The organism is Candidatus Afararchaeum irisae (assembly GCA_034190545.1).
GTDB lineage: Archaea > Halobacteriota > Halobacteria > Halobacteriales > Afararchaeaceae > Afararchaeum > Afararchaeum irisae.
Genome location: JAXIOF010000014.1, coordinates 13,318 through 29,555, shown reverse-complemented (window position 1 = coordinate 29,555; position 16,238 = coordinate 13,318). Strand labels below are relative to the sequence as shown.

The window sequence follows — 16,238 nt, the reverse complement described above, 5'->3', positions numbered from 1 at the left end:
TCTACACAACCACGGCGTCGGAGGGGTCGAACTCGACTGTGACCTCGTCTCCCTCGTCTATCCCGCTCGGGAGGTCGGTCTTTGCTCTGAGTCTGAGACGGTCGGAGCCTCGACAGTCGAGGAAGACCGTCTTCGATCCCCTCTCAGGCACGACGCGTTCGATTACACAGTCGAGGGAGTTGACCGACGGATGTCCTCCGTCGCTTCCCGCGTCGAGTACCCCCACTGACTCCGAGGGAACTCCGACGGAGACGTCTGACCCGGGACTCGGACTCGGCGTCTGTGTAGTCTCGACCTCGACTTCAACCTCCGCTACGCCTATGTCGACGGCTGTCCGTCCTCCGGCAACCTCGGTGACCTCCCCGTCTATCAGGTTGTCTATTCCGACGAAGTCGGCGACGAACTCGTTACGCGGAGAGTCAAGTATCTTCTCGTAACTTCCCTGCTGAACCACGTCTCCGTCCCTCATCACGACTACCGAGTCGGCGACTACGGACGCCTCATTCTGGTCGTGGGTGACATAGACACACGGCACGTCGAGGTCGGAGAGGACGCGTCTGAGCTCGTACCTGAGGCGTCGGCGTATCGGCTCGTCGAGACCCGTCGTCGGCTCGTCGAGGAGGAGTGCGTCGGGGTCAGCTACGACCGCTCTAGCTACGGAGACACGTCTCTTCTCGCCTCCTGAGAGGGTCTCCGGAGATCTTTCCGACTCGAAGAGAGACTCTATCTCAAGCAGGTCACACAGCTGACGTATCTCCTCAGTCTCGAACTCGGCTCCGTACTCTATGTTCTGCCTTACGGAGAGATGAGGGAAGAGAGTGGGCCTCTGGAAGACAGTCCCGACGTTCCTGTCCTCGGGCGCGACTCCGTCGAGACGTCTGCCACCGAGGCTTACCGACCCCGAGTCGGGGGTCTCGAACCCAGCGATTATCTCCAGAAGTGTAGACTTCCCGCTCCCACTGGGTCCTATGACGGCTGTGACGCCGTCGGTGAGGTCGAGGTCGGCACCCAGACTGAATCCGTCGTACTCCTTGGTTACGTCTTCGAGGCTTATCATCGGCTCATCCCTAGAGTCTTTCCGAAGTATCTTATACCCACGACAGCCGTGAGCCCCACAGACGCGAGTATCACTACGATAGGAAGTGTCGCGAAGACACCTCTCGACATGAATGTGACCCAGATCTGTGTCGGCATAGTGTGGGGGTTGTAAGCCGTCATCATAGTCGCGCCGAACTCGCCAAGTGACCGCGCGAAGGTCAGGACGACACCCGCGAGTATGTTTCCGCTCGCCAGAGGGAGCGAGACCCGGAAGAATGTCTCGACAGGTCCCTTACCGAGACTCCTCGAAGCCCTCTCGTACTCCTCTACGGAGTCGAAGCCCGCACGCGATGTTATGACGACGAACGGCGACGCCACGAAGGTCTGAGCGAAGAGTATACCGACGTACGAGTTGGTGAGACTCAGTCCAAGCGAGTTGGCTATCTCACCCACCGGAGTGAAGTTTCCGAAGCCCGTGAGAAGCATCACGCCTCCGACTACGGGCGGGAGAACCAGCGGAAGAACGACTACCGACTCGACGAGTAGCTTACCCCTGAAATCGGTGCGTGAGAGGAAGTAGGCGAGGGGTACACCGAAGACTGTCGCGATAGCCGTCGAAACGGGTGCTGTCGTGAGAGAGTACTTGACTGCCGAGACTATCTCGGGACGCGTGAAGTCGGCGACTGTGACGTTCTGGGCGCCCGCGAAGAAGGTCACGAAGGGATAGAGGACATAGACGGCTAAGACAGCTCCGAGGAGACCGAATACGGTGTAGTCGCCCGGGATCGAGAAGATACGTGAAGGCTTCTCTCTCTCGCGTCTCTGACTCACGGAATCACCTCTTCGGGAACCTCGCCCTTCTCTATCGGGAATCTGTCGTCGACTATGAGTCCGTTCTCACTGAGAACATCTGAGTTCTGGAGAAGATATCTTATGAAACGTCTTCCGTTCTCGGGGCTGTCAGCGTCTTCGAGCACGGTAGCGTTGTACAGAACGGGTGTTCCCTTAAAAGTCTCACCCTTGTCTGTGGTGTACTCGACGCTCGCGTAATGGTCGGCGTACTCGGGGTTCGAGAAGTTTAGCTCGTCGGGGAGAGAGACGAAGGGCAGACCGTGGTCGACCGCCATGTTCTTATAACAGACTGCGGCGGCTCTGTCTCCCGTCTCTATGCTCGCCAAGAGATGTGCCTCCTGGGGATCGACCACGAGACGGTCTGTGAGGTCGTCGGCGAGACCCTTGATTCCGTAGTAATCCTCGGCTAGCTTGAACATCTGGACAGTCCTGTATCCGAGGGGGTCGAGGTCGGGGTCGCTCCTCGCTATCTCGGAGTCGGCTTCGGCAACTGCCTCGTACCACGGATCGCCGTCTTCGAGCCTCTTGCCGACCTCAGTCTCGGGGTTGTACGTGATACCGACCGAGTTAGACGCGAAGACGACGTCCCACGTCGCGTAGTCGGGCTTGAGTTCGTCACGCAGGAGATAGGCGTCGGCACTCGCGGCGACATCGGGGGACTTCTGCCCCGAGGTTATGAAACGCATCACAGCGTTCGAGCCGTGGAACTCGCCCTGGAACTCTATACCCGTCTCCTCCTCGAAAGACCCGCCTATATTGTCGCCGAGTATCACCGAGAGACTCCCCGCTGAGAGAAGATAGACGTCTCCCGCCGAACTCGACCCACCTCCCCCACCCGTCGTACATCCCGCGAGACCCGCAGCCGCCGTGGCTCCAGCCGTCCTCAGGAAACTCCTTCTGTCCATGCTACACAAACTCATGTGGTTAACCTTAAAGTTTATTTTAAACAAAACTGTTTATACACCATGGACGCCGACTCGACTGTACTCACCCAGAGACAGATAGAGGTTCTGCGACTACGTGAGGAGGGGCTGACACAGGAGGAGGTCGCCGAAGAGCTCGGGACTACTGCGGCGAACGTGAGCGCGGTCGAGTCCGCGGCGCGTGACAACATAGAGAAGGCTCGTCGGACGCTCGAAGTCGCACGTCTCCTCAGGTCGCCCGCGAGCGTGACAGCCGAGGAGGGAGCCGACATACGTGACCTCGTCGACGAGGTCTACGAGAAGGGCGACGAGACGGGGGTCAAGATAGAGTACTGTGAGCCAGAGCTATACAGTCATCTCTACGAGCATCTCAGAACCGAGGGAGTCGTCGACGGCAGGAGCCTCGTCTCGGATGTCGAGGTCGGTATCACTCGTGAGGGTGAGGTCAAGGTTCACGTCTGAGAAGACACGAGGCGGTGGAGTTATGTTAGATTATAGACCATGTGTAGACGTGAAGTGACGTGAAGCACGTAAAGGAAAGCGGTGGGGAGTCCGAGTACCTCGACAGGGTCTGGAGTCTCAAAGAGAGGATAAGACGCCGTGACGGCTACCTCCGCCAGACTTGGGACTTCTTCTCACGTGCCTACACCAAAAACGAATGTCATCTCTATATCGACACAGCCGCCGAGATGACGAACGGTGAGGGTGAGAGAGGGGGGAACGAGACTGTCGCGGGATTCATCACCGTGAGAAGCGACGGCTACATACTCTTCCTGGGAGTCGACCCGAGGTACAGAGGCAAGGGAGTGGGCGAGAGCCTCGTCCATAAGACGGAGGAGAGCCACGGACGTGTCTCGTGTCACACTAGGACGACGAACGAGAACGCGGTCGGCTTCTACCAACACCTCGGCTTCGAGATACAGAAGAGGATCGACTCGTACTACCGCGACGGCGAGTCAGCCTACTACCTCACCAAGAAGGTCGAGACACAGAAAGACAGGTCACTCAGAAGACGTATCTCGGAGATACTCGGTGAGTCAGACGGCGATTAGTCTATACTTCACACGAGTTCGTGTCCGGTGTTGTCGGGCTCGGCAACGTAGACCTCTCTTTCTTCGCCGTCGACTGCGCCGGCGACTTCCACGGCGCGGTCTTCTGTCGTGACGCCGTAGACAGATGGACCCCACGACGACTGTCCGACCCCCTTGACAGCCGGCAGACTCCTTAGCTCTTCTACGACCGGCTTCGACTCCTCACGGTAGACGCCTCCCTGGAACCTCGTGTACCACGCGCCGTTGAGTCTGCCTATCTCCTCGACACCCGCGCCGAACTCGTCTATGTCTCCCGACGCGACACCGGGAAGGACACGGTCGAGGACGACGTTACTGATCTCGTCCGCCACAGAGGGATCGGCGCTCTCTATGACACGTCTTATGCTAGTCTCCTCCTCGTCACCGTGTTTACCCTCTTCTGCCTCGGGGACTACGACCACGAACCTCCAGTCATCGGGGAGGTTGTGGCGGGCGACGACGGGCGGTACCTCCCAGTCGCCCCTCTCAGGACTCCGTGACGTGAATCTCTCGGAGGGATGTCCGGCGTCGAGGACGAATCCGCCCGACTCGAAACAAGCGACCCCTACACCCGACCTTCCGCCGCGTCCCATCTCGGGCGCGAGAGTTCTGAGGTCGGATTCGACGCCGTGGGCTTCGGCGACGCATCTCAGGACACCGAGGGCGATCTGTGTCCCGCTTCCAAGACCCACGTGTCTCGGGATATGTCTCTCGACTTCTATCTCGACACCGTCTACGCCGAGTAGGGAGACAGCCCTACGAGCGTAACTCTCGATCCCCGTGAAGTCGGTGTCATACTCAGAACCGAGCCCGGAGCGCGTGACCGAGACTTCGTCTGATCGGCGCGCTCTCAAGACTGCGTGAGGACGGTCGACTGCGACTCCCACGCCTCCGTATATACGTCTGCGTGCGAGAGACAGGTTGACGAAGCCGAAATGGAGCCTCGCAGTCGTCTCCACACCGACGTCGAAGCCGTCGTGAGGCTGGGACTGGGACTGGGACTCGGGGTCGGACATCAGTCAGTCTCCCTAAGCCGTCCGAGGACACACGCGTGGTCGGAGTAGAAGGGCTCTAGGTCGACTACCTCCTCGACCTCGTATGCCTCCTCGAGACTCTCGGCGACCTCTTCGTAGACCTCCTCGGGGTCGGCTGTGACGTCCTCACTCCTCGCCTTGACCATCATACACAGCCTCCCACCGTCTCTGAGGAACTTCGAGTTCTCGACTGCGACATGTGCCTGATCCCTCGTAGCGACGTCCTGGTAGAGGAGGTCGACCTTCTCGACGAGGGGCGTGTACTCCTCGGGCTTACGCGCGTCGGCTACCACGGGCATGAGGTTCTCGCGTGACTCGGCGACCTCGATAAGTCTCTGTGACGGACGCGGAGCGATCTCGACACCGTAGACGACCTTGGTGACGTCGGCAACGTAAGACGGAGTCGTACCCGCCGCCGCGCCGAGGTAGAGTACCTTCGTCTCGGGACTCAGAGGGACTTCATCGTCGTATCCCTTCACGAGGAGGGCGGCGAGCTTGCTGTCATGGGGGTTCCAGACGCGCAGGCTCTCGACCATCTCCTCGTCGCTCACGCGTTCCCCCTCGGTAGCGGGATACTCGTTTTCTCCCTTTTCGAGCCATCTAATATTTCGTGTCATCTCTGTCTTATCCTCTCTATCTTCTCGTCTAGCTCCTCAGCGAGGCTCTCACGCAGGTCGCCCGAGTCCGAGTAGTAGTCGACCCTAGCGGCTATCGTGAGCTTCCCCGCGAGAGCACGTGACGCGCTGCCTCTCTCGTCGGGAGAGGTGTTCCTGACGTAGGGATGTGTGAATATGACGCCGTGTTTGGGGGGTGGCGTCCCCGACTGGAGATGTCGGAAGAGAGCGTCCTCCGCCCCAAGTACCTGGAGGGTGCTACTCGGCTTCCTCGCGAGGTCTTCGAGACCTCCGGCGAGCGATATGAGACGTGCAGCGAGGAAGGGTCCCGCGAGGTTCGAGAGATTCGGGGCGACCTCCCACGCCTCTGTCTCTATGAACTCACGGAGTTCTTCGGCTGTCTCTCTGAGGTCTTCGGCTGTCTCACGGAACTCATGTAGTATCTCGGGGTCTTCACCCGCCGATCCCGACTCCCAGTCACGTATCCTCTCGTCTATCTCGTTGAGTGCCTCCTCGGTAGTTTCGAGAGACCGAACCGCATTGACGAGGTCGGCGTCTACGGCTCCGAGCCTCGACTCCACCTCCCGTCTCGCAAGCTTCAGACAGACTTCGTGAAGGAGATCGTAGTACTCGTCCACGTCGTCGACGAAGCCAGAGTCGACACAGTCGCGGCTGAGCTCTCTCGGCGTCTCGGCTGTGAGACTCTCGACCCTCTCAGCTATCTCGTCGGCGTCCTTCGACTCCGAGGCGGAGTCACACCAGTATCCCTGTGTATCTGTGTCAGTGTCTGTCATCTTTCTGTCTCGGATTCGGCTTCGAGAGCGTCTCTGAGTATCTCCTTCGCCGACTCGAAGAGGTAGTCGGCGTCGTCCTCGTCGCCTGACTCGGCGTTGAGACGTATCAGGGGCTCGGTACCGCTCGGACGTATCAGGAACCAGCCCTTGTCGGTCTCGACACGCACGCCGTCTATGTCGGTGTAGTCGCCGTACTCCGACTCGGCGGTCTCTGCGACCCTCGACATTACACCGTCCTTCGAGTCGTCGGGGCAGTCGAAGTTGGCTCTGCGGACGGTATATGACGGTAACGAGTCGGATAGCTGAGACAGCGACTTCGAGGAGTCAGACACGAGGTCGACGACCTTCGCGGCGGCTAAGACGCCGTCGGGACAGTAGGTCTCGTCGGGGAATATCCAAGAGCACGAAGGCTCGCCCCCGAAGTCGCCGCCGGTCTCCTTTAGCTTCTGTGCGACGTGGACGTCTCCGACCTGTGTCCTCACGACCTCGGCGACCTGGTCGACCACGAGACTCGTGTTGAGAGGAGCTACGACTGTGTCGGCGTCCTCGTTGCGCGCGAAGAGTGCCATAAGACGGTCGGGCTCGACGTACTCCCCGTTCTCGTCGACAGCCGCCATCCTGTCTCCGTCGCCGTCGTGTGCGACACCTAAGTCAGCGTCAGTAGACTCGACAGCAGTCTGGAGGTCTTCGAGGTTCTCGGCTGTGGGCTCGGGGAGACGAGCGGGAAAGTTGCCGTCGTACTGGCAGTTGAGTGTGACGACCTCACATCCCATCTCTCTCAGGACGTGGGGTGTTATCCAAGACGCCGCACCACATCCTCCGTCTACGACGACCTTGAGGGTCGACTCGCCGACCGCGTCGAGAACTTCGTCGGCGTGTCTTCTGAGAGAGCCGTCTATCTCCTCGGAGTCGCCGAACTCGGTGGGTTCGACGGGCGAAAGACCCGACTCGACGAGATCCTCGACCCTCGCTCTCTGATCGACGTCGTATGCGGTTCCGTCGGAGTTCCACGGCTTGAAGCCGTTGTACTCGGGAGGGTTATGACTCGCAGTTATCACGATTCCGCTGTCACGCGTGAGACGTGCAGTCGTGGGCGTCGTTGCGACACCGAGACGTCTGACGTCGGCTCCCTGTGACAGCACGCCCGCGACGACTGCGTCTTCGAGAGCCTTTCCTGTCACGCGCGTGTCACGTCCTACAGTGACCTCGTCGGCGTCCTTTCCGACCGCCGCACCTATCTCCAAGCCAAGCTCCGGAGTTATCTCGTCTCCGACTACTCCCCTTACGCCGCTCGTTCCAAACAGACCCATGGCTTAGAGTATCCGCAGGGACACTTGAAGCTTTAGAGAAGTAAGAGCCAGAAACATCAGGCTTATAACCAATCTCGCCCACCTATTCAGTTATGAGACGTATTTCAGTACTGAGACGCAAAGTAGACTCTCCCAACCCCCAACCATGGTACAGATAACCCTGATACAGATAGACAACTACGGACCCTGGACTGTCACCCCCGAGCCGAGGAGAGAGGCGGATCTACAGACGCTTCAGTCACGTCTCTTCGCCGACCTCTCACAGACCTTCGGAAGCTACGGCTGTCTCGTCTTCTTCACGCGTTTCGACAACATGATAGCCGTCACCAACGGGATGGATGTCGACGACCATCTCAGGGTACAGGAGTCGGTCTCGAACCGGTACCCAGTGTCGGTCTCTATGAGCATAGGCTGTCGCGACACGCCGAGGGACGCCCTCTTAGACGCTACCGAGAGTCTCCAGACGGCGGGGAGTGCACAGGACGAGGAGAGACAGGAGGAGCTACTCGGCGGCGAGGCGTGTGAGATAGGCGACACCGCACAGATCGCACATTTCGACGTCAACGACGCCACCGAGAAGTACACCGATGAGCTCAACGCATTCGACAGCTTCATACATATCGAGAGAGGCTACGCGTCGCTGATGGAGTATATGTGGAAACAAGAGTCGTCGGCGTCTTTCTTCGTCGGCGGAGACAACGTCATAAGCGTGACACGTGATCTGGGAGAGAAAGAGCTTCTGGGAGCGATAGAACACGTCGAGAACGAGGCGGAGGTCGAGCTAAAGGTCGGTGCGGGACGGTCCGAGACGCCCGAGGAGGCGAGCATGGACGCCAAGATAGGACTCGAAGACTGCCGTGAGAACGGTGACCGCGTAGTGATTCTCTGACCCGACCCCTAAATCTATCCGTCCGAGCCGCCTCTTAGAAGTATGGCTCAGAGACCCAGACGTGCCGTGATAATGGGGGCAGCGGGACGTGACTTCCACGACTTCAACGTCTTCTTCCGCGGGAACGACGAGTACGAGGTCGTCGCTTTCACAGCAGAACAGATACCCGAGATAGAGGGTAGGGAGTATCCCGAGGATCTCGCGGACGACCTCTACGACGATCCGATTCCTATAGAGCCCGCCGACGACCTCGAAGAGATAGTACGCGAGAGAGGGGTCGACGACGTCTTTCTGTCGTACTCAGACCTATCCCACGAGTACGTGATGCATCAGGCTTCGCGGTCTCTCGCGTCGGGGGCGTCTTTCAGTATCTTGGGACCCGAAGACGTACAGATCGAGACCCACACACCGGTTCTCTCTGTCTGTGCGGTCAGGACAGGCTGCGGAAAGTCACAGACGACGCGCGAGATAACACGTCTTCTCCGAGACCGCGGCTACGACGTCGGTGTCGTGAGACATCCGATGCCCTACGGCGACCTCTCCAAACAGAGGCTACAGAGGTTCGCCGACTACTCCGACCTCGAGGAGTACGAGACAACTCTTGAGGAGAGAGGAGTACGAACACCACATAGAAGACGGCAACGTCGTCTACGCCGGCGTCGACTACGAGGCTATACTCGAACGCGCTGAGGAAGACTCGGATGTCATCGTCTGGGACGGGGGCAACAACGACATTCCCTTCTTCGAGACCGACTTACACGTGGTTCTCGCCGATCCGTTACGTCTCGGAGACGAGACTCGGTACCATCCGGGTGAGACCAACCTGCGTATGGCTGACTACGTAATCCTAAACAAGACAGACACAGCGAGCGGCGACGCCGTGGGGAAGCTGAGGCAGAATATCTACGAGACTAACCCCGACGCGTCTCTGATTGAGGCGGCGTCCCCTGTATGGGTCGAGAACCACGACGAACTACGCGGCAGGAGGGTTCTCGTCGTCGAGGACGGTCCGACGGTCACACACGGCGGAATGAGGTACGGCGCCGGGTACGTCGGTGCACGTAAGTACGGTGCCGAGCCCGTCGACCCCTCGGAGTATGCCGTCGGAAGCTTAGCCGAAGCCATAGACGAGTACGACCTGAGGGATGTCGTCCCCGCTATGGGTTACTCTGAAAGACAGCTTGAGGATCTCGAAGAGACGATCAGACGTGCGACCTCGGACGTCGACGGCGTGGTTCTCGGGACTCCCACCGACCTCAGACGTGTCATCGATGTAGAAGCGCGTGTCCACACGACACGTTACAGACTCGAAACGATCGGAGAGCCGAGACTCGAAGACGCCATCGACGAGTTCGTCGAGGAGTACGTCAGCGTGACATAGGACTGGTCGGGGTCTGGGTTTGATATGCCGTCGACTCATAGACGTGGTATGTCCAACTCAGACCCAAACCCAAACTCGAACTCCGACTCATACACCGACACCAACCGTCTCAGTGACGAGAAGAGCCCGTATCTCCAGCAGCACGCCGACAACCCCGTGAACTGGCAGCCGTGGGACGACAAGGCACTCGAAGAGGCGAGAGAGCGCGATGTCCCGATCTTCGTCTCGATAGGTTACAGCTCGTGCCACTGGTGTCACGTGATGGAGGAGGAGTCGTTCGAGGACGACGAGGTCGCCGAGGCTCTCAACGAGAACTTCGTGCCGATCAAGGTCGACAGGGAGGAGCGTCCCGATCTCGACCGTATCTACCAGACGACGTGTCAGATGGTCGCGGGAGGCGGCGGCTGGCCCCTGTCTGTCTGGCTCACTCCCGACGAACGTCCCTTCTACATAGGCACCTACTTCCCGAAGACTCCGAAGAGGGGACAGAACGGCTTTCTGAACCTACTCCAGAAGCTCGCGGACGACTGGGAGAACGACAGGGGTGAGATCGAGGAACGCGCCGACAGATGGACGCGTGCCGTTAAGGGCGAGCTAGAGCTTTCGGGATCGGAAACACCGAAGACGGAGCCGGGGGAGGTCGACTTCGACGGGATTCTCGAAGACGGAGTCCAACAAGCCGTGAGAAGCGCGGACAGGAAGTACGGCGGCTTCGGGGACTCGGGACCCAAGTTTCCCACACCTCCACGTTACCGTCTCCTCGTGTCGGCGTACGACCGAACAGGAAGATCGGCTCTCAAGGTCACAGTCGAGAGCCTCGACGCGATGGCGAACGGGGGTCTCTACGACCACGTAGGCGGCGGCTTCCACAGATACGTCACCGACAGGGACTGGGTGGTTCCCCATTTCGAGAAGATGCTCTATGACAACGCCGAGATTCCACGTCTCTTCCTCGACGCCTACAGGGTTACGGGAAAGGAGAGGTACGCCGATGTAGTCGAGGAGACATTCGACTTCGTCGAGAGGGAGATGACATCGCCCGAGGGGGGCTTCTACTCGACACTCGACGCAAGGAGCGAGGGCGAGGAGGGCAAGTTCTATACTTGGACAGCCGACGAGGTCGACGACGTACTCTCGGAAGACGAAGCCGAACTCTTCCGCGAGAGGTACGGAGTGACCGAGAGCGGCAACTTCGAGGGGAGTAACGTCCTGACAGTCTCGAACTCCCTCGGCGAGATCGCCGACGAACGCGGCATGGGAGTCGAAGAGGTAGAGAGGCTACTCGAAGACGCGAAGGCGAATGTCTTCGAGGCGCGCGAGGAGAGGGTGAGACCCGACAGGGACGACAAGATACTCGCGGGATGGAACGGTCTGATGGTCTCGGCGCTCGCGAACTCGACGTGTCTTGACCGATCGGAGGAGTACATACGGATAGCCGAGGACTGCCTCGGATTCGTCCGCGAGAATCTCTGGGACGGCAACGTACTCTACAGGAGATACAGAGACGGTGACGTCGCCGTCGAGGGCTACCTGGAGGACTACGCCTTCGTCGCGAGGGGGGCACTCGACCTCTACGAAGCCACAGGCGACCTGAATCACCTCGTACTCTCGGTCGAACTCGCGCGCCGGATAAGAGACGAGTTCTGGGACGCCGACGACTCGACGATCTACTTCACCTCCGAGACGGGCGAGAGCCTCGTCGCGCGTCCACAGGAGCTAAATGACTCGTCGACGCCTTCGAGTCTCGGAGTGACAGTCGATCTCCTTCTCTCGCTCTCCGCCTTCGACCCCGACTTCGGGGAGATAGCCGAGGCGGTGCTCAAGACACACGCCGAGACGGTGAAGTCGAACCCACTCGGCTACCCGTCGCTCGCTCTCGCCGCCGACCATTACACGAGGGGATCGGCTGAGATTACCCTCGCGGGAGACGAAGAGACTGTCGCCGACTGGATCGACCGACTCGGCGACGTCTATATTCCTCACAGAGTTGTGACGAGACGCCCCGAGGACGCCGGATCTGCGGCGGATAGACTCGGACTCGAAGACGTGCCGCCGATCTGGAAGGGGAGAGGAACCGAGGACGGCGAGCCGAAAGTATACGCTTGCCGAGGATTCACGTGTTCACGTCCTCTCTCCGAGGTCGACGAGGCTGTCGACTGGCTGGAGGACAAACGTAACTCCTAATAAGACGAATCCGGTACTTCGGGTAAGGTGAGGTGACAGAGCCTGGCCGATCGTGCCGGTCTTGAAAACCGGTAGGCGCAACGCCTCAGGGGTTCAAATCCCCTCCTCACCGTATTACTTATCCGTGAGGTTTGAACCAGGGAAGGAACTGACCGTAGTTCAAATCCCCTCCTCACCGTAATCTGAGTCTTCTACGCTGACGCTGTGAGCGACCCATCAAAGAGTTTACTTGAGACTTCTGACGTATCTTGTGTAATGGATGACGAGGGTGATTCGAGGAGCTACGTCACACATCTGGCGGCGGGAGGCGTAGGAATCTTAGGACTCTACCTTATCGAGGCGCGCAACTACCTACTTTTCCACAGCCTCGTCGAGGTGTTCAGCATACTCGTGGCGTTCGGCGTCTTCGTGATCGCGTGGAACACGCGCGAGAACCTCGAAAACCCCTTCTTAGGCGTGATAGGTGTGGGTTATCTCTTCGTGGGCGGAGTCGACCTGTTACACACACTCGCCTACAAGGGAATGGGGGTCTTCCCCGAGGCGGGTGCCGATCTCCCGACACAGCTCTGGATACTCGGGCGGTATCTCGAATCCGTCTCTCTCGTGGGAGCAAGTCTGGTAGGTTCCGCTCCTTTCCTCAGACTCAGATCCGAGCCGTATGACCCGTCTCTCAGACGTCTCGTGGCTGTCTACGCCGTAGTCGTGGGTTTAGGTCTCTTCTCAGTACTTGGCTCCGACGTCTTCCCGGCGGCGTATACCGAGGGGGAGGGTCTGACACGGTTCAAGATACTCAGCGAGTACGTCATAATAGGGCTTCTGGTAGTCGCAGTTGTACTCCTCCATTCGGGAAGGGAGAGACACGACGAGACCCTGTTCAGACTACTCGTGGCGGGAATCGTACTCAGTATCGGCTCCGAGATGGCGTTCACACTCTACGTTGGTGTCTACGACATCTCGAACGCAGTCGGACATTTCCTCAAGTTCGGGTCTTTCTACCTCGTCTACCTCGCCGTGGTCAAGAACGGTCTCACCGATCCTCAGAGGACAGTTTACAGGAGACTCGCACGGAGAGAGGAAGAGGCACGTAAGTTCAAGAAGGCTGTCGAACACTCGGGGCACTCGGTTCTGATAGCCGACGACGACGGCGAGATAGAGTACGTCAACCCCGCATTCGAGAGTCTGACGGGTTACGACGAGGACGAAGTCGTCGGCAGGACTCCTCGTCTACTCAGGTCAGAAGAACACGACGACGAGTTCTACGAGAGGATGTGGGAGACGATACGGTCGGGGGATGTCTGGGAGAATCAGATTACCAACACGAGGAAGAACGGAGAGAAGTACGTCGCTAGCCAGACTATCGCTCCGATTACTGACGACGGCGAGATACGTGGCTTCGTCGAGGTCACTAAGGACATCTCGGAGATCAAGAGACAGGAACAGGAGGTACTCAACAGGTACGAGGCTCTCTTCAACAGCATAGGTGACGCGATACTCGTCTCGGACACTCAGAGAAAGGCTGTGAACGCCAACCCGGCTTTCACGGATCTATTCGGATACGACCTCGAAGAGATAGAGGGAGAGTCGTCACGTCTCATATACGAAAACGACGACGAGTTCGACCGTATAGGCGAGGCGATACACAACGACGAGTCAGGTCGTCTGACACGAACCGTGGAGTACCGTAAGAAGTCGGGACAGAGCTTCCCGGGTGAGACTACTGTCTTTGAGATCGAGAACGCCGACGGCGAAGTCGCAGGTCTCATCAGTCTGATAACTGACGTCTCCGACCGTGAGAACCGTATCCACCAGATACGTGTACTCGACAGGGTTCTACGCCACAACCTCAGGAACGACATGAACGTGATACGTGGACACGCAGAGCTCATACGTGAGAAGGGAGACGAGGACGTCACCGATGACGCCGACAAGATCGTAAGCACGGGAGAGAAGCTCCTCGAAACCGTCTCGAAGGAACACGAGATAACTCGGTTTCTGTCGGAGTCGCCCCAGGTCGAGGTCGTCGACATCCCCGAGACGGTCGAGACGGCAGCTGAGAAGGCTAGAGAGAGGTATCCCCAAGCCGACATCACGGTTGACCTCCCTGACACCGACGGCTGTGAGGTACAGGTACGTGCGACACCCCATATATCCGAAGCCGTCTGGGAGCTAGTCGAGAACGCCGTAGTCCACTCCGGGACAGAGTCTACTTCGGTTAGGATAGAAGTCGAGGAAGGAGAGGCGACGGTGAGTCTCTCAGTCTCGGACGACGGACCGGGTATTCCCGAGATGGAGAGAGACGTCGTTAGGGAGATGGAGACAGATCCCCTCTACCACGGGAGCGGTCTCGGACTCTGGCTCGTGAGCCTGATAGTCAGGGAGTCAGACGGAGTCCTGGAGTTCGGTGAGAGTAGCATGGGTGGTAGCTCCGTAGTCATAAATCTCCCCAAGCCGCGGGACGAGCCATCGAAGGCTTAAACCCCGGCTACTCCATACTACCGTCGAGGAGATGGACTGGATTCAGAAGCTTGAGGAAGAAGGAGAGGTCACCCCCGAGATACTCGACGGGATAGTACGTGAACACGGAGACAGAGGCAGGCGCGCAGTCGAGGCTGTCTCCGAGGGACGCGTGAAGGAGTACCGCGACTTCACAGTCGTCGTCGGCAAGGGAGACGAGTACATAGTCGAGGACGAGTCGTGTATGTGTAAGGACTACGAGTACAACCTCGACGTCGACGAGGGAGAGAAGTGCTGGCATATAATCGCCGTCGAGATAGCCGAGGCACTCGACGAGGTCGACGAACACGACATGTGGTACTCCGAGGTCCGCGAGCTCATCTGAGATTTCGTGTCCCTGAGTATAAGTGAGAGGGGCGCGAAGACGTCGCCATGGAGTACACCGACTACGTCGACGAGGGTTATAGCCCCGACGACTCCGAACTCGTCTGTCGTTATCACATCGAGCCACACGAAGATGCGGAGTTCAGACGCGTCGCGGGTGGGGTAGCGGCGGAGTCGTCTGTGGGTACGTGGGATCCCGACCTCAAGACTATGACAGAAGGAGTCGAGGATCTCGCGGCGACGGTCTTCGAACTCGACGCCGAGGCGAACGAGATAAGCGTCGCCTACACGACAGAGGTCTTCGAACCGTCGAGCCTGCCTCAGCTACTCTCGTCGATAACCGGAAACATATTCGGACTCGAGGAGATAAGACATCTCAGACTCGAAGACGTCGACTTTCCGAAGGAGTTCGTCAGGAGCTTCGAGGGTCCCGAACTCGGTGTAGAAGAGATCAAGTCAAGGGTCGGAGCCGACGACAGACCTCTGTGTGGTACGATAGTCAAGCCGAAGCTCGGTCTCCGGTCAGACGAACACGCCGAGGTCGCCTACGAAGCCTGGGTTGGAGGTCTCGACCTCGTGAAGGACGACGAGAACCTCACTGACATGGAGTTTAACCCGTTCTACGAAAGGGTCGAGGAGACACTCGAACGTAAACGCGAAGCCGAGACAGAGACGGGCGACTCGAAGCTCTACTTCCCCAACATAACCGCACCCGTCTCGGAGATGAAGAGACGTGCCGACGCAGTCGTCGAGAACGGCGGAAGCTACGTCATGATCGACATACTCACAGCGGGCTGGTCGGCTCTCCAGGAGATGAGGGAGTACCTCGACGATGGTATCGGAATACACGCCCACCGCGCCCAGCACGCCGCTTACACACGTCTGCCGTACCACGGTATCTCGATGCTCTCGGTAGCCAAGTTCGCACGTCTCGCGGGAATCGACAACCTCCACGCAGGAACCGTCCTCGGGAAGATGGAATCGGACGCCGACGAGATAAAGGAGATATACGACTTTCTGAGAAGCGACTGGTACGGTACTGAGAACGTCATACCCGTCGCGTCGGGAGGTCTCCATCCCGGAGTCGTCTCGGGAGTCGTCGAAGTTCTCGGTACTGACACCGTAGTACAGGCGGGAGGCGGCGTCCACGCACATCCCGGCGGCACGAGATCCGGAGCGAGGGCTCTGAGGGACGCCGTAGACGCCGTAGCCGAGGGGGTCACGGTCGATGAGAAGGCGGAGGAGAGCGAAGAGCTCGCACAGGCACTCGACAGATGGGGTAAACAGAAGACGTAAGGAAAAGGCGGGTCT

14 protein-coding genes, 1 tRNA gene and 1 pseudogene are annotated in these 16,238 nt (G+C 58.9%); 9 read left to right on the top strand and 7 right to left on the bottom strand.

The window, feature by feature from the left end; translation table 11 throughout:
• Position 1: 1 nt before the first annotated feature.
• Genes SV253_01540 through SV253_01530 form a run of 3 tightly spaced genes read right to left on the bottom strand, consistent with a single transcriptional unit; the run spans position 2 to position 2,795 of the window.
• Entirely contained in the window at positions 2 to 1,057 is a 1,056-nt protein-coding gene (locus tag SV253_01540) for an ABC transporter ATP-binding protein (protein ID MDY6774766.1), read from the bottom strand.
• On the bottom strand, positions 1,054 to 1,869 hold the full coding sequence (locus SV253_01535; protein ID MDY6774765.1) for an ABC transporter permease: 816 nt from the start codon (positions 1,867 to 1,869) through the stop codon (positions 1,054 to 1,056). Before SV253_01535 ends, SV253_01540 begins: the two co-directional genes overlap by 4 nt.
• Positions 1,866 to 2,795 carry an extracellular solute-binding protein gene (locus SV253_01530; GenBank protein MDY6774764.1) on the bottom strand — a complete coding sequence of 310 codons (930 nt, stop codon included), beginning with the start codon at positions 2,793 to 2,795 and terminating at the stop codon, positions 1,866 to 1,868. Before SV253_01530 ends, SV253_01535 begins: the two co-directional genes overlap by 4 nt.
• A gap of 60 nt (positions 2,796 to 2,855) precedes the next feature.
• Between SV253_01530 and SV253_01525 the strand changes: the two genes are divergently transcribed.
• Entirely contained in the window at positions 2,856 to 3,275 is a 420-nt protein-coding gene (locus SV253_01525; protein MDY6774763.1) for a Tfx family DNA-binding protein, read from the top strand.
• Between the two features lie 59 nt (positions 3,276 to 3,334).
• On the top strand, positions 3,335 to 3,865 hold the full coding sequence (locus SV253_01520; protein ID MDY6774762.1) for an N-acetyltransferase: 531 nt from the start codon (positions 3,335 to 3,337) through the stop codon (positions 3,863 to 3,865).
• Positions 3,866 to 3,873: 8 nt separating this feature from the next.
• On the opposite strand, the gene SV253_01515 is transcribed toward SV253_01520, so the two are convergent.
• The 4 genes from SV253_01515 to glmM are packed head-to-tail and all read right to left on the bottom strand — an operon-like array spanning position 3,874 to position 7,635.
• On the bottom strand, positions 3,874 to 4,899 hold the full coding sequence (locus SV253_01515) for a beta-ribofuranosylaminobenzene 5'-phosphate synthase family protein (GenBank protein ID MDY6774761.1): 1,026 nt from the start codon (positions 4,897 to 4,899) through the stop codon (positions 3,874 to 3,876).
• Positions 4,899 to 5,534 carry a fibrillarin-like rRNA/tRNA 2'-O-methyltransferase gene (locus tag SV253_01510; protein MDY6774760.1) on the bottom strand — a complete coding sequence of 212 codons (636 nt, stop codon included), beginning with the start codon at positions 5,532 to 5,534 and terminating at the stop codon, positions 4,899 to 4,901. The genes SV253_01515 and SV253_01510 overlap by 1 nt, the downstream gene beginning before the upstream one ends.
• Entirely contained in the window at positions 5,531 to 6,325 is a 795-nt protein-coding gene (locus SV253_01505; protein ID MDY6774759.1) for an NOP5/NOP56 family protein, read from the bottom strand. Before SV253_01505 ends, SV253_01510 begins: the two co-directional genes overlap by 4 nt.
• On the bottom strand, positions 6,322 to 7,635 hold the full coding sequence (gene glmM / locus SV253_01500; GenBank protein ID MDY6774758.1) for a phosphoglucosamine mutase: 1,314 nt from the start codon (positions 7,633 to 7,635) through the stop codon (positions 6,322 to 6,324). Before glmM ends, SV253_01505 begins: the two co-directional genes overlap by 4 nt.
• 145 nt (positions 7,636 to 7,780) lie before the next feature.
• Here glmM and SV253_01495 point away from each other — a divergent pair, with 145 nt between their 5' ends.
• The 7 genes and pseudogenes from SV253_01495 (at position 7,781) to rbcL (ending at position 16,223) form a co-directional block, all read left to right on the top strand.
• On the top strand, positions 7,781 to 8,524 hold the full coding sequence (locus SV253_01495) for a GTP cyclohydrolase IIa (protein MDY6774757.1): 744 nt from the start codon (positions 7,781 to 7,783) through the stop codon (positions 8,522 to 8,524).
• Between the two features lie 42 nt (positions 8,525 to 8,566).
• Positions 8,567 to 9,905: pseudogene (locus SV253_01490) on the top strand (cyclic 2,3-diphosphoglycerate synthase).
• A gap of 48 nt (positions 9,906 to 9,953) precedes the next feature.
• Positions 9,954 to 12,089, top strand: coding sequence for a thioredoxin domain-containing protein (locus SV253_01485; protein ID MDY6774756.1), 2,136 nt, complete (start codon positions 9,954 to 9,956; stop codon positions 12,087 to 12,089).
• Between the two features lie 26 nt (positions 12,090 to 12,115).
• Positions 12,116 to 12,201 (top strand) — tRNA-Ser (locus SV253_01480).
• Positions 12,202 to 12,344: 143 nt separating this feature from the next.
• Positions 12,345 to 14,564, top strand: a complete 2,220-nt coding sequence (locus SV253_01475; protein MDY6774755.1) for an MASE3 domain-containing protein — start codon at positions 12,345 to 12,347, stop codon at positions 14,562 to 14,564.
• Between the two features lie 31 nt (positions 14,565 to 14,595).
• Positions 14,596 to 14,928 (top strand): SWIM zinc finger family protein, encoded by a 333-nt coding sequence (locus SV253_01470; GenBank protein ID MDY6774754.1) that lies wholly within the window; start codon positions 14,596 to 14,598, stop codon positions 14,926 to 14,928.
• A gap of 47 nt (positions 14,929 to 14,975) precedes the next feature.
• Complete coding sequence (gene rbcL / locus SV253_01465) at positions 14,976 to 16,223, top strand: type III ribulose-bisphosphate carboxylase (GenBank protein MDY6774753.1); 1,248 nt, start codon at positions 14,976 to 14,978, stop codon at positions 16,221 to 16,223.
• Positions 16,224 to 16,238: the final 15 nt, after the last annotated feature.